The following is a 21564-nucleotide window of genomic DNA, read 5'->3' as shown; positions in this document are numbered from 1 at the left end:
CTTCAGAAGACACGAGGCCTTCGTCGAGCTATTATCGGTTGGCTGGTAGCCATCACAGCAAACACATGCTAGTTTTCACGCGTGCTTTCAGCATCTATTTGAGTCAGCCGGCCATAGCGGCGGCGGATAGCGGCGGCAAGCGCCAAGGGGGTAGGACGAAGTGGTAACTAGGACAACGCGGCTGGCGACCACCGCGACTGCATCGGGATTACGAGTCGGCGATCTTGTCGAGGTGCGCAGCTCCGACGAAATCATGGCAACCCTCGATGAACGAGGTGAGTACGAGCGTCTGCCGTTCATGCCGGAGATGCTCAAGTTCTGCGGCCAGCGCCTCACGGTGAACAAGGTGGCACACAAGTTCTGCGACACCATCAGCGGCACCGGCCTGCACAGGATGGAGAACGCGGTGCACCTGACGAATTCGCGCTGTGACGGTGCGTCGCACGGCGGCTGCCAGACCGCGTGCCTGATCTATTGGAAAGAGGCCTGGCTCAAGCGCGTTGAGCCGGGTGATGCGGCTTCTGCGAGCCCCGGCCGGATCGATTTGCCGCTGCTGGAAGTCAATACCCGCAGGGAGCCCGGACCCGACGGTGAACCGCGGTACTCATGCCAGGCCACTGAATTGATCCGCGCCGCCCCGATCTGTCTGCCCACTCGCAAGCTCGGCCAGTACGTCACCGACGTCAAGACCGGAAACGTCACAGCCTGGGCGTCGTTCATGGCTTTCCTGGTGGTGATGTTCAATCGGCTGCAGAACCTCAACAAACAACTGCTGCCGAGGCGGCTCTGGTTCCGCGACGGCCTGCCATGGGGCTTCGTGAAGGGACGCGTTGTCGGCACGACACCGACCGAGCGGCTCAATCTGCAGCCCGGCGAGATGGTCCGCATCAAGACCAAGGAGCAGATCGAGGCAACGCTCAACAAGGACAGGCTCAACCGAGGGATGGGCTTCGAGGAAGAGATGGCGCGCCTCTGCGGCCAAACAGCGCGGGTGGCGGCGCGGGTGACCAAATGCATCGACGAGGAGACCGGGAAGCTGCTGACCATGAAGACCCCGTGCATCATGCTGGAGGACATCGTCTGTAGCGGCGCGAATCACGCGAGCTGCCCGCGCCAGTTCATTCCTTTCTGGCGGGAGATATGGCTTGAGCGTGCCTGAGGGCGCTAATCTGGCGGCCACCGACACGAACGCGGAGCACGTCGAACAGATCGGCCGGAAGGCGGGCCGGGGGCTGACGTGGAGCCTGGTCGGGCAACTCATCACGAAGGTGTTCTCGTTCGCCCTGGGGCTGGTGCTGGCCAGGCTGCTGTCCCCTGCGGACTTCGGGGTGTTCGCAGTGGCGCTCGCCGCGAACACCTTCGCCATGGTGGTCAATGACTTCGGCATCATCGCGGCCTGTGTGCAGTGGCGCGGCAAGCTCGAGGACATGGCGCCGACCGCAGCCCTGATCGCCCTTTTCTCAAGTCTTTTCGTCTACGGGATGCTGTTTTGGACCGCGCCTGCCATCGCGACGCTGTCCGGCGTCCCGGAAGCCACACCGTTCATACGGCTACTGACACTCATCATCGTCGTGGACGGCATCACCGCCGTGCGCGCGGCCGCGTTGATGCGCCGATTCGAACAGGACCGGCTGACCAAGGCCAACGTCATCGGCATGCTGGCCAATGTGGCGGTGGCCCTGCCGATGGCTGCCGCGGGGGCGGGCGCGTACAGCATGGCGACGGGGCAGGTCGCGGCGGCTGTCGTCACGGGCATCATCGTCTTCAAGATGGGCGATCTGCCCATCAGGCTCGGGCTGGACCGCACGGTCACCAAGAGGCTGCTCATCTACGGCGCACCGCTGGCGGTCAGCCTCGGCATCGAAGCCGTGCTCCTGAACGCGGACTTCGTGCTCGTCGGCAATGTGCTCGGCGTGGTGGCACTGGGCTACTACCTGTTGGCATTCAACATCTCCAGCTGGGTACCTGGCCTCGTCGGCACCGCGGTGCGTTACGTGTCGGTGCCGGGCTTCTCCCGGCTGGCCGAGCAGCATGATGACGCGCTCGCGCTCGGTGTTCGCCGATCGGTGCCACCGCTGGTGGCGGCGATCCTTCCCGTCGCGGTGGTGATGGCGACCCTCGCCCCTGAAATGGTCGATTTCCTCTACGGCGAGAAGTGGGAACCGGCGGCCCTCGCGGTGCGCTTTCTGTCCATCCTGATGATCGTACGCATGCTGACGTCATTCGCATTCGACATTCTGATGTCCGTGGGCTCTACCAAGGCCACCGTGTGGTTGAACGCCGGTTGGGCCGCCGCGCTCGTGCCCGCGCTGTGGATCGGTGCCCGGCTGGATGGCATCCAGGGAGCGGCGATGGCCCACGGCATCGTCGGGGCGTTCGTCGCCATGCCGCTGGCGGTGTTGGCGCTGCACCGTGCCGGCGTCAGCCTCAAACCGACACTGCCGGCGTTGGTGCGACCCCTCATCGGCGCCGCCACAATGGCGGGTGTGATCCTGCTGATCGAATCGTTTCTCGACGGAATTGCATTCATCCACCTGCTGCTTGCCGGCGGAACGGGATTGATCGTCTACATCCTGGCCGTCGTTCCACTGCACAATTTTCGCCGGGTAACCGCGCTGCGGCACCACTTCCGGTAAGTGACAAGGGAGTTCAAATGCGCGACACCAAGTCGTTGGTCTCGATCGGACTACCGGTCCGCAACGGCGCCCACCTAATCGAACGCGTAGTCAAATCCGTGCTGACCCAGGATCACGAGAATCTGGAACTGGTGATCTGCGACAACGCCTCCACAGACGAGACCGAGGAGCTGTGTCGCGGATTCGCTTCGAATGACAACCGAATCGTCTATCACCGCCACCCAATTAATATGGGGCTGCTGAACAACTTCATGAGCGCGATGAGGCTCGCGACGGGCACATACTTCCGCTGGGTGGGCGACGACGACTGGTTGGAGCCGAACTGCGTTTCGCGGGCGCTGGAGGCGTTCGAGACCGACGCTCGGCTGATCCTGGTGACCAGCCAGATCAGTTACGTCGGCCCGGACGGTCTGAGCCAAACCGCTGCATACGACGGCGCCGGGCTCGGCTCGGACGATCCGGTCACCCGTTTCTCCGAGATGCTGAGGCTGCTCAACGAGAGCTACCTTCTGATGGATCCTCTGTACGGCATGTTCCGGCGCGAAGCCGTGATGGGAATCGAGCGGCGCAACATGCTGCGCGAAGACGAGGTGTTCGCCACCAAGCTCGCGCTCGCCGGGCCGTGGGCGCACGTGCCAGAAATACTGGTGAGGCGCAATTGGGGACATGAGCCTCTGTCGGTCCTCGCGCGCAGGCTCGAAACGCCCTCGTGGCATGCGCGTTTCGCGACCACGTTGCAATGCCGGGAGATGCTTGGCTGGCTCGAGAGGTGTGACCTCGACGATCAGCAGCGGAGCCGGGCCAGGTCGGCGGTTCTCCGGATGTACGTGCGTCGCCAGCGGCGGGTGGCCGTGCGCCGAGGTCGCAAACTGCTGAGCATCGCGCGGGGACTGGTCAGTTGAGTCGTTCGATGATTCGACTGACTGCGTCGACATCGGGACCGAGATTCCAATAGGTGATACCGAACCGATCCCGCCACTCCAGGAGTTGATCGGCGCACTCCGCCGCCGTGCCCTCCAGGACTGCGGGAGAATCCTTCAAGTGGTCCTTCTCGGCCTCGACGAAAGCCGCCCACGATGAACGTGGGCCCTGGCGGTCGGGTGCATCCGTGACGCGGACGTAATGACAGCTGAACTGCAGACGGGGCGCAGGCCGTCCAGCGGCATCGGCGGCTGCGCGCACCCGCCTGATCTTGTCCTGGAGCGAATCGGCCGTCAGGTCGGCGACCACGGACCTGCCGATCCGTCCCTCGCCCATATACGCATGGATACCGACGATGTCAGCCTTCCTTCCGGCCAGCTCGAGCATCCTCGGTCCGCCTGCCCCGACCAGTATCGGTGGATTCGGCCGCTGCGCACATCGCGGCAATGCCGCCAGCTCTTCTACACGATAATGCTTGCCTTCGAAATCGACTGAAGCGCCGTTGAAGTAACGCCGGATGATCTCCAGCGACTCGGTCAACTTCTCGACTCTGTGCCGCCCACTACCGAACACATGCCCAATTGACGTGTAATCGCCTTTATCCCAGCCTATTCCGATGCCCAGTTCGACGCGGCCACCGGACAGCACGTCGATGGTCGCGATGTCCTTGGCCAGCAGCGCGGGATGAAAGAGACCGTTCTGGGCGACGAGGGACAGCACCCGCGTCCGCGTGGTGCTGGCAGCGATGAACGCCATCGCGGCGATCAGGCCGAGTTGCCAGCCTCTGGTGAGGTGGTGGGATACGGAGATGGTATGGAAACCGAGATGTTCCAACCGCTGAACCTCAGTGACGAAACGTCCGCCGTCGAACGACAACGGTGGCATCGGTGCAATGAATCTGAGTGGATCACCCATCCACCGTCAACCCTTCATAGCCGAGCGCAACGTCCTCGGGCATCCGCTCGAGATCAGATGCGCGCAGGAAGTCCCGCAACGATGTTCCCGTGCACTCGGAATCGACATTCGGTGCCTCATTGCGGGTCAACACGTCGTCGATGTTCACCGTCCGGAAGTCGATGCTGAACCTGGTCCGACCCGATGTGTTGGGCACTGTCGAGTGCAGCTGGTTGCCGGAGAACAGCATCACACCACCGCCTTCCGGCACGACCCGGACATGGGGCTCCAGTTGCACCGGCTCCTCGGGCTTCGGTTGGTCGCGCGTGTCGGATGTGATGTGCTGAGCGGCCGTCTGGCGGCTCGTCTGGTTCCATTCATAGTAGTTGTAGCGCCGAGATCCGTTGCGTACCGGATCGCGCCAGTGCTGGGGGTGGAAGGCCATCACGTTCTCGGGTACCACCGGGTAGATCGGCATCCACCAGTTCAACTGGCTGAACGGCGCGGAGTACCAGGTGTCCCGATGCGGATGGAACGCATACGAGATACCTGAGGTCAGATAGCCATCCGATGTCGAGGTGCGCAGGCGAGGCACGTCGAAGTAGGTCCGGTCCGGGTTGCAATGGTAGGAGGACAGTAGTCGCCTGATCAGTTCCTTGGACTCGGGATGATGAATGAACTTCGGCTTCAACTCGGCCAGCAGCCGCGCGTACTCCTCGACCGGCATCTCCGCCTGCGCGGTTTGCGGATCGAGGGTGCCGAACGCCTCGGTGATGAGATCGCGTGCGTGCTGCACGAGAGCAAGGGACTCCGGGGAGGCGCCGTACACCAGCACCTGCCCGTTGTACAGACGCGCGCGTCGCTCGTCATCGGTGGCGGCGGGGTTGAAAAGGATTGTGGTCACTGGGGTACCTGCCTTTCTGGTGTTGTCATGGTCCGGCGATCTTCCACCGACCGTCGAGTTGCGGGTACCGGGCGCTGACCTCGGGTAGCAGATCAGGCAGCGTCAGCAGAACCCGATGCGGGTTCGCCCTGATCAGTTTTTCCGGCGACACGATCGGAATGTTGGTGCCCGGCATGCGTCTGCCCTGCTTCGCAGGTGAGGCGTCGGCGACGGCAGCCAGAAGTTTGGAGGTGAGTCCCGCACGGCTGAAGAGGGCCACCGCACGCGATGCCGCGCCGTAGCCGAAGATTCTGCGTCCGGCGTCCGCCTCTTCTTCCAGCCAGATTCGCAACGAGTCGATGTGCCAGTCCGCGGTGCTCTGCAGGCTACCGACCACGACCGGACTGGTGATACCCATCGCGTTCTCCGTGTCGAGGATGCTCAGCACAGACTCGTCAGGATCTGCCTCGCCGTGCACGGCGGCGATCAAGACCGTTCCCCCGTACAGGTCGAATTCCCATGCCGTGACAACGCTGAGTCCCACCTCGCCGAGCAGGCGCATCAGTGTTGTCATCGAGTAGTACGCGAAATGCCCGTGCCGCAGCGCATTCCATTGCCCGTCCTCGACGATGGTGACGATCGAGTGATATTGGAGAAGCAGCACCCCATCGGGGTGCACGACATCCGCACGCCGGGCGAAGGCCTCGCGCTGGTCGGGTTCGTGCATGATGCCGAAGCAGTCCAGCACCACATCCGCTCCCGATTCCACCGTGCTGTACCCGCGCTCCGTCAGCAGCGGAAGCCAGCTGCCGCCGTGCGGGCTGCCGAATTCCAGCACTGTGTGCCCTCGTAGATAGCCGTCCGCGTCGACGCGTGCGACGGCATCCTCGGCCTGATCCTTGAGCGCCTGGGGTTCCACACCGCGGGGCTCGTCGGCGACGGTCTGGTCGTCGGCGAGCTGCGCCAATCCGCAGTCGCCGCACAGATCCATCGCCAGCTCGTGCGACTCGTCCTGGCGCTTCGATTCTGACGCGAGCGGGAAGTAATCAGCCGCCGGCACCTTTCCGAGATCAAGGACCCGGCTCAGATTTGTTTTCGCGCATCCGCGGCACACACTCATGACACCATTTCCATGTGGATGTTGAAGAGACTGATCTTGCCGACGTCGTGGTACTGGTGCCTCAGCCGTTCAGGGACGATCGTGGCCTGTTCACCCGGACTTTCGATGCAGACGTCTTCGATGCTCACCTCGGCGTCCCGGGGGCCGCCGCCTCGTTCGTCCAGGACTCGCAGTCCCGGTCGGCGAAGGGAGTGATCCGGGGTATGCACGGCCGTTCGGGACGCGGTGAGGCCAAACTGGTCCGCTGCGCCAACGGTGCGGTGCACGACGTACTGATCGACATCCGAAGAAAATCGCCAACCTTCGGTCGGCGGCAGGCTTTTCTCCTCGATGACAGCGATTTCCGTCATCTTTACGTACCGCCCGGCTTTCTGCATGGGTTCCAATCGCTGACCACTACTGCCGACGTGTGCTACCGCATCGATCGGCCGCACGACCCGTCCGAGGACCTCGGGGTGGCATACCACGATCCGGACCTGGCGATCAGCTGGCCGCTGCCGGTTTCGACGGTCTCCGAGCGTGACGCCAACGCCGGAAGCTGGGCCGAATTGCTCAAGCATCTGTCGTGATTCGTCGCATGGATTCATCGAGCACGCCACTGTCGCGGAGAGCTTCCAGATGAGGAAGGCGGGTGAACTTCTTCGCGAAGTCCCGTTCGGTCAACCCCGCCGAGATGTATTCCTTGTAGAGTTCGGCGGCGCCTTCGGGCACCGTCCACGCCGCCTCGTATCCCAGCGCCTGACGGATTGCGGAGAAATCCACCCGATAGGAACGGGGATCGGCGCCCGTCTCACCGGTGATCAGTAAGTCGGCCCCCGGAACCACGTCAACCACGGATTGCGCGATCTCGGCGACAGTCAGATTGTTGAGCTCGCTTCCCACGTTGTAAGCCCGGCAATGGATCTTGCTGATCGGCGCGTCCAGTGCGATGCGGAACGCGAGAGCGATGTCCTGCGCGTGCACCAGTGGACGCCACGGGGTGCCGTCCGAGAGGACTCGTACATCGCCCGTAAGGACCGCGTGCCCGACCAGATTGTTCAGCACGATGTCAGCGCGAAGCCGCGGCGAGAATCCGAATGCAGTGGCGTTGCGCAGGAACACCGGCGAGAAGGAGTCGTCGGCGATCGCGGCGACGTCTGCTTCGACCCTGACCTTGCTCTCCGCATAGGGGGTCAGTGGTCGCAATGGGGCATTTTCGGTGACCAGATCTCCCCCTGCGGCTCCGTACACCGAGCAGGTGGAGGCATAGAGAAACCTGCGCACTCCGGCAGCCTTCGCCAACCTGGCAAGCCGGACCGAGGCGTGATGGTTGATGTCGTAGGTGATCTGCGGCGCCAACGCACCCAGTGGATCGTTGGACAGGGCCGCCAGATGAATGACCGCGTCGAAACCCTCGAGCTGCTTGACGGTGACGTCCCTCAGGTCCACCCGCATCCCCGGCGGATCATTGGGGATTGCGCCTAGTATGCAGTCGGCGAAAAAGCCGGCGTCCAAACCGGTTACGTCGTGGCCGGCTTCCTGGAGGATCGGCACCATGACGGTGCCCAGGTAACCCTGATGACCTGTAACGAGTACTCGCATGTCAATTCCTCCCGCGCCCCTCAGCGCCGCTCGAATGTGATGGTTGCCTTCTCGATGACGAATGCTTCGGCATGGCGGCTGCGGCATTGGACGCCGCGGAGTCTGGAGAGCCCGAGAAATGCTTGCTCATCGAACCAGTCATGGTTCGTCTGCGATGGGTAATGCTTGAGCAACAGCCGCGCCTTCTCTTCGGCCACGCCGATCTCGAGTGGATGGAAGATGGTGGTTCGCGGTGTGTCGGTTTCCCACTTGAGGATCTCGTAGCCGAGCACGAGATGATCACGGAACTCTGTCGGTAGGAGTTCCGCGAGCAGCCGATGATCCTGATGTGCGTCGTCGCGTTGTGGACCGAATACGATCTCGGGGTTGCAAGTCCGGCGAAAATCGCTCAGCTGCGCTTTGATTCGTTCCCAGTGCGCCGGCGCGCGACCGTCTGGAATGTCGAGGATCTTCATCTCCACTTCTGCACCCGGGCAGAAGGCGGCCAAGGCCGAGATCTCCTCGGCCTCGCGTTCAGTGCCCCCGCCGGAGAGCACCAGCCCGCGGATCCGCAGCCCGGGGTGGCTCTTGGAAAGGCTCATCAAGGTGCCACCCATCCCGATCGCGATGTCGTCACAATGCGCTCCGACGACAGCGATCTCGGTATGTGCGTCAACGGAGATCGAGATCATGGCGCCCCGGCGGTGGCGTATGCAGCAGACTCCTCTTGATCCCAGAGCGCCCACGGCCTCTCGCCGCTGTGGTACTTGGCATCGAGTTCAGCCCGTTCCTTGAAGGTATCTGCCGGCTTCCAGAAGCCTTCGTATCTGTAGCCGAACAGCCGGCCCTGCCCCGCGAGCGTGCCGCAGACGTCGGCGACGAGGTCCCCACCCGGAGGCAGCAAGTCGAAGATCTCCTGGGAGAGCACGAAGAATCCGCCGTTCTCCCAGATGGGCAGGTCGCTGACCGGGGTGATGTCCTTCACCTCCCCTGTCTCGCTGACCTCGACACAGTGGAACGACTGTTGCGGCGGCACGATCATCATCGACGCGGCCGCGCCGGACCGGTGGAATTCCTCGATCATGTGGTCAAGCGGCGCGTTCGTCAGGACGTCGGCGTAATTCGCGAGGAAGTAGTTATCGCCGTCGAGGTGGGGCCGTACCCGACGAAGCCGCTCGCCGATTGCCGACTCGAGACCGGTGTCGACGAAAGTGATCGACCAGTCACTGATGTCGGAGTGCATCAGCTCGACTCGACCTCCACGCATCACGAAATCGTTCGACACGGATTCCTGATAGGTCAGGAAGTAGTTCTTGATGTGCGACGCTCCGTAGCCGAGGCACAAGACGAACTCCTTGTGACCGAAGTGGGCGTAATAGCGCATCACGTGCCAGATCAGCGGTCGGGGACCGACCATCTGCATCGGCTTCGGCACGGAATCCTCTGCGCTGTTCCGCATTCGCATGCCGTAACCACCGCAGAACAGAACAACTTTCATGGTGTTTGCCTCCTCTGGCCCTCGGAGTTTCCGAAGGCGGCAGTGTGTAGCTCCGGTAGCGGGAACACGAGCTGTCCCCCCCATTCGGTGATGTATTCGAGCTGCTCGGTCAACTCGATCTCGAGATTCCACGGCAGGACCAGCACGACGTCCGGGCGGTCTTTCTCGATCTGGGCCGGATCGTGGATGGGAATGCGTGTGCCCGGGGTGAAGCGACCGTGTTTGTACGGATTGCGGTCCACCGTGTACTCGAGCAGGTCGCTGCGGATGCCGCAGTAGTTGAGCAGTGTGTTCCCCTTACCCGGGGCCCCATACCCGACCACCCGCTTACCCTCGGCGCGGCACTGGAGAAGGAACCGCAACAGCTCATGGCGGACGGCCTCGGTCCGCGGGCGCAACTGCAGGTAGCCGTCCACCCCATGCAGACCCGCTTGCTCCTCGATCCGAAGGACCTCCGCGACTCGCTCGGTCGGTGCTCCCGCACTCTCCTCGGGCCGCGCCCACAGCCGGATCGAGCCGCCATGCGTCGGAACCATCTCGACGTCGACGACCGCCAGACCCGCCGTCGCGAGAGCGCCCATCGCGGATAACACCGTGTAGTACTGGAAATGCTCGTGATAGATGGTGTCGAATTGGGCGCGCGTGACGAGGTTCAAAGCGTGATGTACCTCGATGCTCAACCAACCGTCTCGGGCCAGCAGTCCCCGCAGGGATCGGGTGAAACCAAGTAGGTCGGGGATGTGCGCGTAGACGTTGTTGGCCACCACGAGGTCGGCCGGACCGTTCTGGGCTCGCACCATAAGCGCGGTTTGCTCGTCCAGGAAGGCTGTTTGCGTGGGCACCCCCCGGGTGCGAGCCGCGGCTCCCACGTTGACCGACGGTTCGATGCCCAGACAAGGTATGCCCGCGGCGACCACGTGCTGAAGCAGGTAGCCGTCGTTGCTGGCGACCTCCACAACAAATGAGTCGGGGCCGAGACCGAGCCGATCCACGGCATCGTCGACGTACCGCTTCGCATGATGCACCCAACTGTCGCTGTACGACGAGAAGTAGGCGTACTCCGCGAACGTGTCCTCGGGCGTGATCAACGCTGGTATCTGCAGCAGTAGGCAGTCTTCACAGAGCCGGAGGTGTAGCGGATACGTGGCTTCCGGCAGATCCAGCTCATCGGCGGTGAGGAACGTCTCGCACGGTGGCGTCGCGCCCAGATCGAGGACGCTCATCAGACGATTCGAATCACAGAGTCGGCAACGCAACTGGATCCTCGATTCCTTGGTGTGACAAGGTGATTGGCGCTTTCTTCAGTTCGCGCCTCCTGATCTGACTCTCTGGCAGCCCACGAGATGGCCGGCCCAGCGCTCGGTATGCCCAACCAGCTGCGCACCACGCCGCGGCATCCAGACAGTTGCGTCCGTCGATCACCGAGGCGGATCGGACGATGCTCCTGAGTGCGACGGGATCGATCGAACGGAACTCCGCCCATTCGGTCAAGACCAGCACCGCATCGGCGCCCTCGCATGCCTCGATTGCCGACGTCGCATAGTTCAGCGTGGGAAACAGCGCGCGCGAATTGTCCATCGCCTGGGGGTCGAAGACGTTGACAGTCGCACCCTGCAGCTGGATCTGGCCTGCGACATTCAGTGCGGGGGAATCCCGCACGTCGTCCGAGTCGGGTTTGAACGCGGTGCCCAACACCGCGACTCTCGCACCGATGAATTCGCCTCCACACGCCTCGCGTGCGATCTCGACGGTCCGTGTTCGCCGTCGCATGTTGATGCTGTCGACCTCACGGAGAAAAGTCAGCGCCTGATTGGCTCCGAGTTCGCCCGCCCGGGCCATGAAGGCCCGGATGTCTTTGGGCAGACACCCGCCACCGAAGCCGATCCCGGCGTTGAGGAAGCGGCGCCCGATTCGCCCGTCGTGCCCGATCGCATCGGCGAGAACCGTCACGTCGGCACCAACTGCTTCGCACACCTCGGCTATGGCATTGATGAACGAAATCTTCGTTGCCAGGAATGCGTTGGCCGACACCTTCACCAACTCTGCGGTTGCCAGATCGGTCACGATGAGCGGAATACCAGCACCCAGCAGGTCGGTGTAGATCTCCCGCGCAAGCCTTTCGGCCCGCCCGGACCCGGCTTCATCGACGCCCAGAACCAGGCGGTCAGGGTGCAGGGTGTCCTGCACCGCGAAGCCCTCACGCAAGAATTCCGGATTCCACGCCACCTCTACGGCATCGCCGGCAGGCGAGAGATCGCGGGCAAGCTCGCCGAGCCTCGCGGCCGTCCCCACCGGTACCGTCGACTTGCCGTAGATCACCGACGGCTTGTTCAGCAAGGGCGCCAGTGTGGCGATGACCGCGTCGACATGGGCCAGATCGGCGCCGTATTCACCCTTCTTCTGCGGCGTGGCGACAGCCACGAAAAAGACGTCGGCGAACGCCGCGGCCTCTTCGTATGACGACGAAAAGCGGAGGGTCCCATTGCTTGTTGCCCGCCTCAGGTACTCGGCGAGTCCCGGTTCGTAGAACGGAACCTCGCCCGCCGCGAGCTTTGCCAGCTTGGCGGGATCGATGTCGACCCCGAGGACTTCATGGCCCAGTTCGGCCATGCATGCCGCGTGCGTGGCGCCGAGATAACCTGTTCCGAGGACAACCATCTTCATTCGTCAGACCCCGTTCTCAGTAGGCGCCCGCGCGGCCGAAAACGGCCCGCAGCGTCTTGGCAACGATCAACAGGTCTCCGATCATCGACCAGTTGTCGACATAAGCGAGATCCAGCCGAACGGCCTCATTCCACGAGAGATCGGCTCGCCCACTGACCTGCCACAGACCGGTGATGCCCGGCTTGACAAGCAGCTTTCGCAATACGTCACAGTCGTAGGCCTCGACCTCGCGCCGCAAAGGCGGACGGGGGCCTACGACACTCATCTCATGCCGAAGCACATTGATGAACTGGGGCAGCTCGTCGATGCTGAACCGCCGCAGGATGCGCCCGATCGGGGTTATCCGTGGGTCGTTTGCGATCTTGAAATGCGGCCCCTCGAATTCGTTCTGCGCCAATAATTTAGCCAACTGCTTGTCGGCATCCTTGACCATGGTGCGGAACTTCAGCATCGCAAACGGCTTGCCGTCGATCCCGATGCGTTCACTGGCGTAGAACACGGGCCCTCGGCTGGTGAGCTTGACCGCGATCGCCGTGGCGAGCAGGATCGGCAAGGTCCCGACCAGGGCCGCCAATGCGAAGCAGAAGTCGAAGGCGCGCTTTTCGAAGCGTTTGGCGCCGAGGTACTGCGGCTTCTCGATGTGCAGCAGCGGCAGGCCGGCGATGGGCCGCATCACCAGGCGAGAGAGCGCGACATCCATGACGCCTGTCGACACGACGAGGTCGACGCCCATGGTCTCGAGATCCCAAATCAGTCTGCGGATGCCCCGAACACCGAAGTGTTCCGTTCCGGCGATCGCGACGGTGTCGGCACCGCAGGTTCGGATTGCCTCCAATGCGTGCGTCTCATCTCCGACTACCGGGATCATCCGGCCGTTGACGGTGATTTGTTCGCCCCGGGGCGGGCCATAACCAGGGATTGCCACGCCGGTGACCTGAAATCCATCCATTGAATTGCGGCTCAGCTCGGTGGCGAGAAGTTCCACCGCATCACGTTCGCCGATGGCCAACACGGCGGTCAGATAGTCGCCCTGCCCGCGCCGGCGAGCCACATAGCCGCGCCAGAAAGACCTCGTCAGAACCAAGCCGATGGTTCCGGCAGGAAGCGCCACGGCGAGATAGCCGCGTGCGATATCTAGTTTGAGGAGCAAGGTGACAATTGCGATCGCGCCGAAAGTCCAGAATGAAGCGGCAACCACGCGGCGAAATTCCTCGATCCCGGTTCCGATCAACCTCGGAGAACGGCTATGGAATCCAGCGAGGGCAGACAGCCAGACGATGGCAAACAGTACCGAGAAGGCCGGCACGTAGTACTTGACGTATCCGGGCGGCGACATCGTCCCGAACCGCGCGTACTGCGCCAGCACCACCGCTGCCGCTACCACCAGAGTGTCGGTCAGCTGCAGTTTGGTGATGTATCGGCGCTGCCACCGGGTGCGTTCGAAAACCTGGCTGGGAAGAAGGCGCGAAATAGTCAACGGGGCAGTCCCGTTGGAGCCGCGATGATCGAACACTGGCGCGATCTGCTCACCGACGGCGTCTGAATTGCCCGACCCGTTGGGCGGTCGGTCGTCGACCCCCCTGGTGTCGATATCCGTCTGTGTCATCGCCGCACCTCAGCTGTGACACTGGGTGCGGATACGCGGCTATCTACCGACGATCGAGGTGACATTACCGTGTTCTCCAATCCTGGTTAGAGTCGAGGCGTGGTTTGATGCCGAGGAGCTGCGAAAGCTGATGCGGCGCAGAGGAATAGCGCTGTGCATCTTGGCCAGGCAACAGTTGAGGTATTCGACTATGCGATCGGTGGTCGACGGGCGCCGAAAAACGGACCACTCGACAAGTCGTTGGCGAAGGCGACGCCGCTCGGTCAGGGCACCGGGACTGTCCTGGCTTTCGTGGACCGTCAAGACAGGTTCAGGCAGATAAAAGAAGTCGCCGAACCGAAGTAGCCGGATCCACAGATCAAGCTCCGGCGACGTCGCGAAATCCTCTGTGAATGCGCCACAGCGCCTGAAATCCGTACGTCGAAACATCGTCGCGGTCAAGGGACCGATCGGATTGTCACCACGGAGGACGATCGTCTTGACCACGCGCCGCGCGGAGTAGCGGCCGACACTGCGCGCAAAAGGTCGGCGACGCGCCACAACTCGGCCGGCATCGTCGGTGTACTCCGTTCCGCTGGAGACCAGCGCGACCCCGTGATTCGACTCGAGCACCTTGACCTGCTCAGCGATGACGTCGGGGTGAAGGGTGGCATCAGGGCTCAGTAGCTTGACAAACCTTCCTCGACTGTGCCGAACCGCGAGGTTGAAACTCTCACACGGGGAGAGCACAGCATCCGTCCTGATGATGCGCAGACGCTCGTCTGCCGGCCGCGCGAGCATGGCGCGCTTGATATACAACGTTGCGTTGCCGACGACGACGATCTCCAGGTCCTGGAACCGTTGCCCGAGGATGCTGTCGATCATCGCCTGCATCCGGCGCGACGGCCGGTTGGCGACGATGCAGACCGAGACCGTCGGCCGCCGCACGGAACGCTTTCCGCTCGGCGTGGCGGTCGGTCGACGGTATGCCTCGGCGATGTCCGACCAGCTTCGGACGGCGCTGGTTACTGGAAGTTCGAGCAGCGTGCCCATGTCAGTCACCGAGCCGCGTCGAATGAACTTCGGGGTTCGCCAGGAACCCCGCCGCACGGCTCGCAACGGCAACAAACCGGGGCAGGGTCGGAGCTAAGTCGATGCGCGTTGCCCTCGAAAGCGAGAGTCATGGCGTACTTCCGATCCGCTAAGTAGTTGCAGTGATTGAGCACTGCGAACTGATCCGTCTTGTCTCGGACCGGCTCCTCCGGCCCCCCGTTGTGCGTTTTCGTCCAGTTCGATGGCATCCGACCGCCGAGCGCGCCCTGTCGCCGGGCTGCACGTTCGGCAACACATCGCCCCGTTTGCTGTTCTCCCCACCGAAGCGTCATGATCGCCGCGATTGGGGAAAAGGTATCAATTGCTGCCGCAGTCGACAAGCAAAGTTTTCGCCTTATTTGTGTTCGCAACTACCGACCCCCGCGCCACCACGGCGCGCGCAAAGTTCACCGCGTTGTTTGCCCAGTTGAACTGCTAGATCCGCTGCGACAACAGATGTCTACCGAACGGCCTACGTTTGCGTGAGCCGTCATAAATCTGCAGTTTCAGCAATCGGCGGGAACGTCAATCTCGCCGGGGATCGGCCGACTCGCCACCGTGACCGCCGGCCATCCCGTTTTCGGCCTGATGTCATCGCCGCAGCGCTTTCGAGCAATTAAGTTTGGTGGCGTATCCGAGGGCGAAAATCGCGGACAAAACGGTTGGCGCTAAGGGTTGCTGTCCGCGCCGGCGACGCTCAACGGCTTGGGTACCGGCGCCGTCATGCGGTCGATTTCGGCCAGCGGTCGTCGGGCCGGCGGCCCCGGCGACGCCCTGGTTCAACGCGCCACCGGAAGGACCCGGAGAAGCGACCCAAGCCAACGACGGCGTGGGCGGCGACCCACCCGGCGGGCCCCGGCACCCGGCGGCCCCGCCACGACGTGTCGCGATCGCGCCCGCCTCGGCACGCAAGGGACAGTTCGCCGACGTCCGCCAGTTCGCCTGGCAGGGGTTTTGCCACTCAGCACGACGACGCCGTGGCGGTGCCACCCCGGCTGCCGCCCGGCGCGCGGGGCTCCCGGTCGGCCAATCGTAGGACCGTGCCACAGACAGCTTTGTAAAAAGTACCTAAAATCGCAGTTTCAGCAAACTATACTCGGGGAAACCGGCAATTCCTGCTCGGTCCGGGGGGCACTGGGCGACCCCCTCTCCGCGCACGACGGGCATGCCAACTATCCGGCAAACGAAAGGCTAACCACGGTTCAGCAATGAAAACCGACATGCTCGCTTCGGACGCCCGTGCTGACCTTGCCTGCGGCCTGCTTGATCGAGCAAATAAGTTAGCGTTGCTTACTCGGCATCTGACCAACGCGTTGGCCTCAGTCACCGTGCTGCTCGCCCCCACTTCTTCGGCGGGGCCGGCCGGCATATGGCTGGTCGCTGTGCTGGGAGGGTGGGCCACATACCGGCTCACCACCAGATCGTCTCGGGGCATCCTTCTCGCGGTCGATTGCGCGTTCGTGCTCGCGGTGTGTGCGGCGGCTCCATCACTCGCCGTCTCCGGACCATCAGCGCAGGGCTTGAGCGTGCAATTCGTGGTCGCGACCACCACCGTCATGGGCTTGGCCGTCGTCTTGACTCCACCGATCTCCGTGACCACGACAGCGCTCATCTTGGTCGCCTATGCGTGTGGCTCGGCGCCGTTGGTCGGCTGGGAGAGCGTGGCCGGCGGTGTGTCGTTGCGGTATCTGGCAATGGCCGCGGCGATGGGTCTGCTGCTGCGGCTCACACTACTGCGCGTCGCCGCGGTGAACAGGTCAGCGCGCCAGGACTGCAGCCGGGCCGACGACATCCGTCGGCGGGCAGCGGCGGATGTGCGCAATTACCGAGACGAACAGCGTGCGCTGCTGCATGACACCGTCGCGTCGACGCTGTTGCTGGTGGGCAATGGCACGCCGATCCCGACGGACCGGCTGGCCGCGCAGGCGAGTAACGCGCTGGACATCCTCGATCGCAGGCGATGCATGGCTCCCCCGCGGCGCATCGAGTTGGTGTCGGCGTTGCGCGAAGTGGCGTGCGGCACGTGCACACCTGTCCGCTTCGAAGGCGCCTCTGAGCTATGGCTTGATGGAGAAGTCGGCACAGCCATCGCCGCAGCGACCCGCGAGGTGATGAACAACGTCGACCGGCACGCGCACGCCACGCATATCCGCATTGACATATCCGGCGACCGGATGATGGTCAGCGACAACGGATGTGGTTTCACCCCGGGTGTCCTCACCGGGACCCACGGCATAACAAACTCGATCGTCGGCCGGGTAAAACGCGTCGGTGGCTCTGTCGCCATCCGCTCTGCCCCCGGTCAGGGCACGGCGGTGACATTCACATGGCCAGGCAATCGCCCCGGTGGTGAGCCACCTGCCTCCGCGCCGGATGCCGAATCACTCGTCAAGGCGATCCACGAACGCTACACGTACACGTTGATCGGATGGGCCTTGATCGTGATCGTGCTCACCCTGCCGTACTGGCTTGTGCAACAGTCTCATCCGCATGTGCAGCTGGCCCTGGCGGCGGTGTCGGCGCTGGCCTGCCTGTGCGCCGTCCCGACCCTGCGGGAATCTACCAGCGCGCTTCGTTGGATCGGTATCTCGGCGCTACTGGCCGTCACGGTGCTGCAGCCGGCTGTGCTGTCGCTGGGCCGGGTGTCCGCGGCGGCGGAATGGTCACTGTGGGTGACCGGCTGGTGTCTGACGCCACTGCTGCTTGGCTTACCACTGCGCTGCGCTTTCGCCGTCATCGGCGCCAATTCGGCGGGGGCGTTCGCCGTCACCCTCGCGCGTGCCCCGTCCGCCGAAACCGCGGTCATGCTCGGCTTTTGGGCTGCATCGCTGGCCGTGCTCCTGGTCGCGGCCCAAATGGCCGACCTGATGTTCGCGGATGCGGTGACCGATACGCAACTGCAGACCACGGCCCGACTCGACATGCTGGCGCACCAACGAATCGCCGCCGACGCCGATGACGAGTTCCGGCGAGGCGTGGCCGACATCCGGCGCAACGCGGTGCCGTTACTCGCAGCGCTGACTCGTGGCGAACCCGTCGACCCCATACTCCGGCACCGGGCCCGCATTGAATCTCTGCGTATCAGAGCATTTCTGGACTACCAGTCGACCTCTGAGCATCCACTGTTGCGGGCCATCAGACCGGCCCTGGAGGCGGCCACCTACCGGGGCGTTGAGGTCAGCGTTCACGTGCAATCCGATGCACCCGCGCCGGATGAGGACGGCGTCGAACGGCTCGTCCTTTCGATCTCCGACATCCTGGAGAACAGCACGGAGGGGTTCCGCATGGTGCTGACCACCGCCGAGTCCGATCTTGTGGTCAGCCTGGTGGCGCGCGGCTGCGAGAGCGACATGACGAGCATGGATGGCGACGAAGAGGTCGTCCGGCGAGGGGACACGTTGTGGGTCACGATCCGCCGCAGAGTAACGGACACGACACTGGAGAACGCTTGACATGACTGCGCCTCAAAGCATTTCAGTTGCGTTGATCGACGATCACGACGTCGTGCACGCAGGTGTCGCGGTCTGGCTCAGCCGCACCGATCCGCCCATCGAGCTGGCAGGCAGCTACCTGACTCCGGAATCATTCTTGCAGGAACACCCCCGAGGGTCGGCCCACGTCGATGCCGTCGTCGTCGACCTCGAGATGCGGAGCCGGCACCTTGACCTCGCCGATCTCGAGCAGATTCTCAGGACCGGCCACCAGACGATCGTCTTCTCACACATCGAAACCGATGAGATCATCCTGAAATGTCTTGACATGGGGGCGGTCAGTTACATTGCGAAGTCAGAAGGTAAGGACCATTTGACCGGCGCGATCGCGGCTGCCGTGTCGCGTACCCCCTACGTCGCGCCCCGGATGGCCGGCGCCATGGTCAGGGACCGCAGTATCGGTCGGCCCAATCTTCCGGCACGGGAAAAGGAAGTCCTGATTGCCTGGTTTCAGACGGACAGCAAGGACCTCGTCGCGGACAAGTTGCAAATCGCGCCATCGACCGTGCGCACACATCTGCAGCGCGTGCGCGCCAAGTACGCCGCGGTGGGGCGCCCGGCACCGACCAAGGCCGCGCTGGTCGCGCGGGCGCTTCAGGACGGGATCATCAACATCGACGAGCTGTAGCCCTGCGGCGAGCTCAGCCGAGGATCAAACCCGAGGTGGGGACGCCGGTGCCCGCGGTGACGAGCACGTGCTCGACGTCGGGCACCGGATTGACCGAGGTGCCGCGCAACTGGCGGACACCTTCAGCAATGCCGTTCATGCCGTGAATGTATGCCTCGCCCAGCTGACCACCATGGGTGTTGATCGGCAGCCTGCCGCCGACCTCGATGGCTCCGCCTGCGATGAATTCTTTCGCCTCGCCCCGGCCGCAGAACCCCAACTCCTCCAGCTGGATCAGCGTGAACGGTGTGAAATGGTCGTAGAGGATCGCCGTCTGGACGTCGGTCGGCTTCAGCCCCGACTGCGCCCACAGCTGCCGGCCCACCAGACCCATCTCGGGTAGCCCGAGTTCGGGACGGTAATAGCTGACCATCGAGTACTGGTCCGGGCTGGCGCCTTGCGACGCCGCCTCGATCACCGCGGGCCGGTGCCTGAGGTCCTTGGCGCGCTCAGCTGACGTAACAACCAGTGCCACACCGCCGTCCGTCTCCTGACAGCAGTCCAGCAGCCGCAGAGGCTCCGCGATCCACCTCGAGTTCTGGTGGTCTTCGATGGTGATCGGCTTTTCGTAGAAATAGGCCTTCGGGTTCTTGGCGGCATGCTTGCGGTCCGCGACCGACACCATCCCGAAATCCTTGCTCGTCGCGCCCGAGAGATGCATGTACCGCCGGGCGATCATCGCCACCTGCGCGGCCGGTGTGGACAGGCCGTGCGGGTAGGAGAACGAGTTGTCGACGCCGGTCGAATCGGCGTTCTCCACCAGTCGCAACTGCACCTGGCCGAAACGTTGACCGGAGCGCTCGTTGAAGGCCCGGTATGCGATCACACAGTCGGCCACGCCGGTAGCCACTGCTATCGCCGCCTGCTGCACGGTCGCGCAGGCCGCGCCGCCACCGTGGTGAATCTTCGAGAAGAACTTCAGCTCACCGATGCCCGTCGCCCGGGCGATGGCCACCTCGGTGTTGGAGTCCATCGTGAACGTGACCATGCCGTCGACATCGCCCGGCGTCAGCCCCGCGTCGTCCAGTGCGTCGAGCACCGCCTCCGAGGCGAGTCGCAGTTCGCTGCGATCAGAGTTCTTGGAGAAGTCGGTGGCGCCGATTCCGGCGATCGCCGCCTTACCGGACAGGCCCTCGGTCACTTCGCGCCCCCGATGGTGAGCGTGGCGGTGGCGACGACGTGGTCGCCAAGACTGTTGCTGCCGACGATCTTCAGCGTGATCAAGCCGCCGACGACCTCGGTTACCTGGCCGGTGAACGTCACCGTGTCGTAGGCATACCAGGGCACTCCGAGCCTCAAACCGATCGACTTGATGACGGCGTTCGGGCCCGCCCAGTCGGTGATGAAGCGCTGGACGAGTCCGGTGTCGGTGAGGATGTTGACGAAGATGTCCTTCGAGCCCTTGGCCTGTGCCTTGTCCCGGTCGTGGTGCACGTCCTGGTAGTCACGTGTCGCGATCGCGGTGGACACGATGAACGTCGGGTCACCGTAGAGTTTGAGCTCGGGCAGCCGGGTGCCCACCTCGACGGTCGGCGCGCTCACGTCTCCGGCTCCCAGGCGTACAGCGTCCAGGCCGGACCTGATTCGCTCTCCGGAAAGTCGATATACGTTGCGTGCACCGGCAGTCCGATCTCGACGCGTGACGGGTCGACGTCACGGAGCTCGCCCAGCATCCGTACTCCTTCTTCGAGTTCCACCAGCGCGACCACGAACGGCAGCGTGCGGCCGGGGACCTTGGGGGCGTGGTGTACGACAAAGCTGAACACGGTGCCCCTGCCACTGGCCACAAGATAATCGGACGACACCACATCGTCGTTGTGGTCCCGCCAGGTCGCGGGCACCGGTGGATGCTGGAGACTGCCGTCCTGGCGCTTCTGAATGCGCAGTTCGTGTGCGTTGACACCGTCCCAGAAGAACTTGGTATCCCTCGACGACGCCGGCCGCATCATCGACGCGGCGTCGAGGTCGTCGGGCACCTGCGCCCCTGCCGCGTCCCTCTCGGCCGGCCGGAATTTCATGATGCGCCACATCATCTCGGCGATGTCCTCGTCGCCGACCTGCCAGGTGATCCGCTGCGTGATGAAGAATCCCTCGCCGAGCGCGGTCCGTTTCGGACCGACGACATCGGTCAGCTCGGCCGCGACGCTGACTTCTTCACCGGGCCGCAGATAGCGGTGGTAGGTCTGCTCGCAGTTGGTCGCCACGACGCCGATGTAGCCTGCCTCGTCGAACAATTCGAGGATCTTGCTCAGCGGATCGTCGTCCGGACGGACACCGCCGAACCCCATCATGGTCCACACCTGGATCATCGCGGGCGGCGCTACGACGCCGGGATGGCCTGCCGCCCTGGCCGCCGCGTCGTCGGTGTAGATGGGATTCTTGTCGCCCATCGCATCGAGCCAGTGATCGACCATGGGCTGGTTCACCGGGTGCCGGCCGGTCCGTGGCTTGCTCTTACCCTCGGCCTTGATTCGCTCGGCCGCGGCCTTGATGTCGTCCGTCGTCGTCATGATTCTCTGTTCTTCGCGACACCCCTGGTCTGCTCTTCGCGCA

18 protein-coding genes and 1 pseudogene are annotated in these 21564 nt (G+C 63.6%); 6 read left to right on the top strand and 13 right to left on the bottom strand.

All coding sequences use genetic code 11. The annotated features are described in order from the left end of the window. Positions 1-232: 232 nt before the first annotated feature. The 3 genes from ACVWWN_RS09060 to ACVWWN_RS09050 are packed head-to-tail and all read left to right on the top strand — an operon-like array spanning position 233 to position 3538. The gene (locus tag ACVWWN_RS09060) at positions 233-1159 is read left to right on the top strand and encodes a hypothetical protein (RefSeq protein WP_457143594.1); all 927 of its coding nucleotides are present in this window, start codon (positions 233-235) and stop codon (positions 1157-1159) included. After that, entirely contained in the window at positions 1152-2636 is a 1485-nt protein-coding gene (locus ACVWWN_RS09055; RefSeq protein WP_457143593.1) for an oligosaccharide flippase family protein, read from the top strand. Before ACVWWN_RS09060 ends, ACVWWN_RS09055 begins: the two co-directional genes overlap by 8 nt. 17 nt (positions 2637-2653) lie before the next feature. Then, on the top strand, positions 2654-3538 hold the full coding sequence (locus ACVWWN_RS09050) for a glycosyltransferase family 2 protein (RefSeq protein WP_457143592.1): 885 nt from the start codon (positions 2654-2656) through the stop codon (positions 3536-3538). On the opposite strand, the gene ACVWWN_RS09045 is transcribed toward ACVWWN_RS09050, so the two are convergent. Genes ACVWWN_RS09045 through ACVWWN_RS09035 form a run of 3 tightly spaced genes read right to left on the bottom strand, consistent with a single transcriptional unit; the run spans position 3531 to position 6454 of the window. Further along, the gene (locus tag ACVWWN_RS09045; RefSeq protein ID WP_457143591.1) at positions 3531-4472 is read right to left on the bottom strand and encodes a TIGR03621 family F420-dependent LLM class oxidoreductase; all 942 of its coding nucleotides are present in this window, start codon (positions 4470-4472) and stop codon (positions 3531-3533) included. The two genes, ACVWWN_RS09050 and ACVWWN_RS09045, sit on opposite strands and share 8 nt — an antisense overlap. Next, complete coding sequence (locus ACVWWN_RS09040) at positions 4465-5355, bottom strand: phytanoyl-CoA dioxygenase family protein (protein WP_457143590.1); 891 nt, start codon at positions 5353-5355, stop codon at positions 4465-4467. Before ACVWWN_RS09040 ends, ACVWWN_RS09045 begins: the two co-directional genes overlap by 8 nt. Before the next feature lie 25 nt (positions 5356-5380). After that, positions 5381-6454: a transferase gene (locus ACVWWN_RS09035; RefSeq protein ID WP_457143589.1), complete on the bottom strand. Its 1074-nt coding sequence runs from the start codon at positions 6452-6454 to the stop codon at positions 5381-5383. Between the two features lie 14 nt (positions 6455-6468). Here ACVWWN_RS09035 and rfbC point away from each other — a divergent pair, with 14 nt between their 5' ends. Beyond that, on the top strand, positions 6469-7023 hold the full coding sequence (gene rfbC, locus ACVWWN_RS09030) for a dTDP-4-dehydrorhamnose 3,5-epimerase (protein ID WP_457143588.1): 555 nt from the start codon (positions 6469-6471) through the stop codon (positions 7021-7023). Here rfbC and ACVWWN_RS09025 read toward each other — a convergent pair. The 7 genes and pseudogenes from ACVWWN_RS09025 to ACVWWN_RS08995 form a co-directional block, all read right to left on the bottom strand. Continuing rightward, on the bottom strand, positions 7007-8035 hold the full coding sequence (locus tag ACVWWN_RS09025) for an NAD-dependent epimerase/dehydratase family protein (RefSeq protein WP_457143587.1): 1029 nt from the start codon (positions 8033-8035) through the stop codon (positions 7007-7009). The two genes, rfbC and ACVWWN_RS09025, sit on opposite strands and share 17 nt — an antisense overlap. A 20-nt stretch (positions 8036-8055) precedes the next feature. Continuing rightward, complete coding sequence (locus ACVWWN_RS09020; RefSeq protein WP_457143586.1) at positions 8056-8706, bottom strand: PIG-L deacetylase family protein; 651 nt, start codon at positions 8704-8706, stop codon at positions 8056-8058. After that, positions 8703-9512, bottom strand: a complete 810-nt coding sequence (locus tag ACVWWN_RS09015; protein ID WP_457143585.1) for a glucose-1-phosphate cytidylyltransferase — start codon at positions 9510-9512, stop codon at positions 8703-8705. The genes ACVWWN_RS09020 and ACVWWN_RS09015 overlap by 4 nt, the downstream gene beginning before the upstream one ends. After that, complete coding sequence (locus ACVWWN_RS09010) at positions 9509-10768, bottom strand: methyltransferase domain-containing protein (protein ID WP_457143584.1); 1260 nt, start codon at positions 10766-10768, stop codon at positions 9509-9511. The genes ACVWWN_RS09015 and ACVWWN_RS09010 overlap by 4 nt, the downstream gene beginning before the upstream one ends. Before the next feature lie 88 nt (positions 10769-10856). Further along, a pseudogene (locus ACVWWN_RS09005) lies at positions 10857-12176 on the bottom strand (UDP-glucose dehydrogenase family protein); the annotation flags it as partial. 16 nt (positions 12177-12192) lie between these two features. Further along, entirely contained in the window at positions 12193-13782 is a 1590-nt protein-coding gene (locus tag ACVWWN_RS09000; RefSeq protein WP_457143583.1) for a sugar transferase, read from the bottom strand. Between the two features lie 39 nt (positions 13783-13821). Continuing rightward, positions 13822-14814, bottom strand: a complete 993-nt coding sequence (locus ACVWWN_RS08995) for a glycosyltransferase family 2 protein (protein WP_457143582.1) — start codon at positions 14812-14814, stop codon at positions 13822-13824. 1325 nt (positions 14815-16139) lie between these two features. On the opposite strand from ACVWWN_RS08995, the gene ACVWWN_RS08990 reads away from it, so the two are divergent. Continuing rightward, on the top strand, positions 16140-18305 hold the full coding sequence (locus tag ACVWWN_RS08990; RefSeq protein ID WP_457143581.1) for a sensor histidine kinase: 2166 nt from the start codon (positions 16140-16142) through the stop codon (positions 18303-18305). Between the two features lies 1 nt (position 18306). Then, a complete protein-coding gene (locus ACVWWN_RS08985) occupies positions 18307-18972 on the top strand; it encodes a DNA-binding response regulator (RefSeq protein ID WP_457143580.1) in 666 nt (221 codons plus the stop codon). A 13-nt stretch (positions 18973-18985) separates the two neighbouring features. Here ACVWWN_RS08985 and ACVWWN_RS08980 read toward each other — a convergent pair whose 3' ends face one another. The 3 genes from ACVWWN_RS08980 to ACVWWN_RS08970 are packed head-to-tail and all read right to left on the bottom strand — an operon-like array spanning position 18986 to position 21521. After that, entirely contained in the window at positions 18986-20140 is a 1155-nt protein-coding gene (locus ACVWWN_RS08980) for a lipid-transfer protein (RefSeq protein WP_457149061.1), read from the bottom strand. An 8-nt stretch (positions 20141-20148) separates the two neighbouring features. Beyond that, complete coding sequence (locus tag ACVWWN_RS08975; RefSeq protein WP_457143579.1) at positions 20149-20553, bottom strand: MaoC family dehydratase; 405 nt, start codon at positions 20551-20553, stop codon at positions 20149-20151. Continuing rightward, positions 20550-21521 (bottom strand): bifunctional MaoC family dehydratase N-terminal/OB-fold nucleic acid binding domain-containing protein, encoded by a 972-nt coding sequence (locus ACVWWN_RS08970; protein WP_457143578.1) that lies wholly within the window; start codon positions 21519-21521, stop codon positions 20550-20552. Before ACVWWN_RS08970 ends, ACVWWN_RS08975 begins: the two co-directional genes overlap by 4 nt. Positions 21522-21564: the final 43 nt, after the last annotated feature.

It is taken from the genome of Mycobacterium sp. URHB0021 (genome assembly GCF_054057895.1).
The sequence above is the reverse complement of the archived record's forward strand: the minus strand, read 5'-3'. Positions and strand labels throughout refer to the sequence as shown.

Bases quoted from the DNA above. Each gene is read 5' to 3' on its own strand.
- ACVWWN_RS09050 (WP_457143592.1), top strand. From the start codon at position 2,654: ATGCGCGACACCAAGTCGTTGGTCTCGATCGGACTACCGGTCCGCAAC.
- ACVWWN_RS09045 (WP_457143591.1), bottom strand. From the start codon at position 4,472: ATGGGTGATCCACTCAGATTCATTGCACCGATGCCACCGTTGTCGTTC.
- ACVWWN_RS09035 (WP_457143589.1), bottom strand. From the start codon at position 6,454: ATGAGTGTGTGCCGCGGATGCGCGAAAACAAATCTGAGCCGGGTCCTT.
- ACVWWN_RS09025 (WP_457143587.1), bottom strand. From the start codon at position 8,035: ATGCGAGTACTCGTTACAGGTCATCAGGGTTACCTGGGCACCGTCATG.
- ACVWWN_RS09020 (WP_457143586.1), bottom strand. From the start codon at position 8,706: ATGATCTCGATCTCCGTTGACGCACATACCGAGATCGCTGTCGTCGGA.
- ACVWWN_RS09015 (WP_457143585.1), bottom strand. From the start codon at position 9,512: ATGAAAGTTGTTCTGTTCTGCGGTGGTTACGGCATGCGAATGCGGAAC.
- ACVWWN_RS09000 (WP_457143583.1), bottom strand. From the start codon at position 13,782: ATGACACAGACGGATATCGACACCAGGGGGGTCGACGACCGACCGCCC.
- ACVWWN_RS08995 (WP_457143582.1), bottom strand. From the start codon at position 14,814: ATGGGCACGCTGCTCGAACTTCCAGTAACCAGCGCCGTCCGAAGCTGG.
- ACVWWN_RS08985 (WP_457143580.1), top strand. From the start codon at position 18,307: ATGACTGCGCCTCAAAGCATTTCAGTTGCGTTGATCGACGATCACGAC.
- ACVWWN_RS08970 (WP_457143578.1), bottom strand. From the start codon at position 21,521: ATGACGACGACGGACGACATCAAGGCCGCGGCCGAGCGAATCAAGGCC.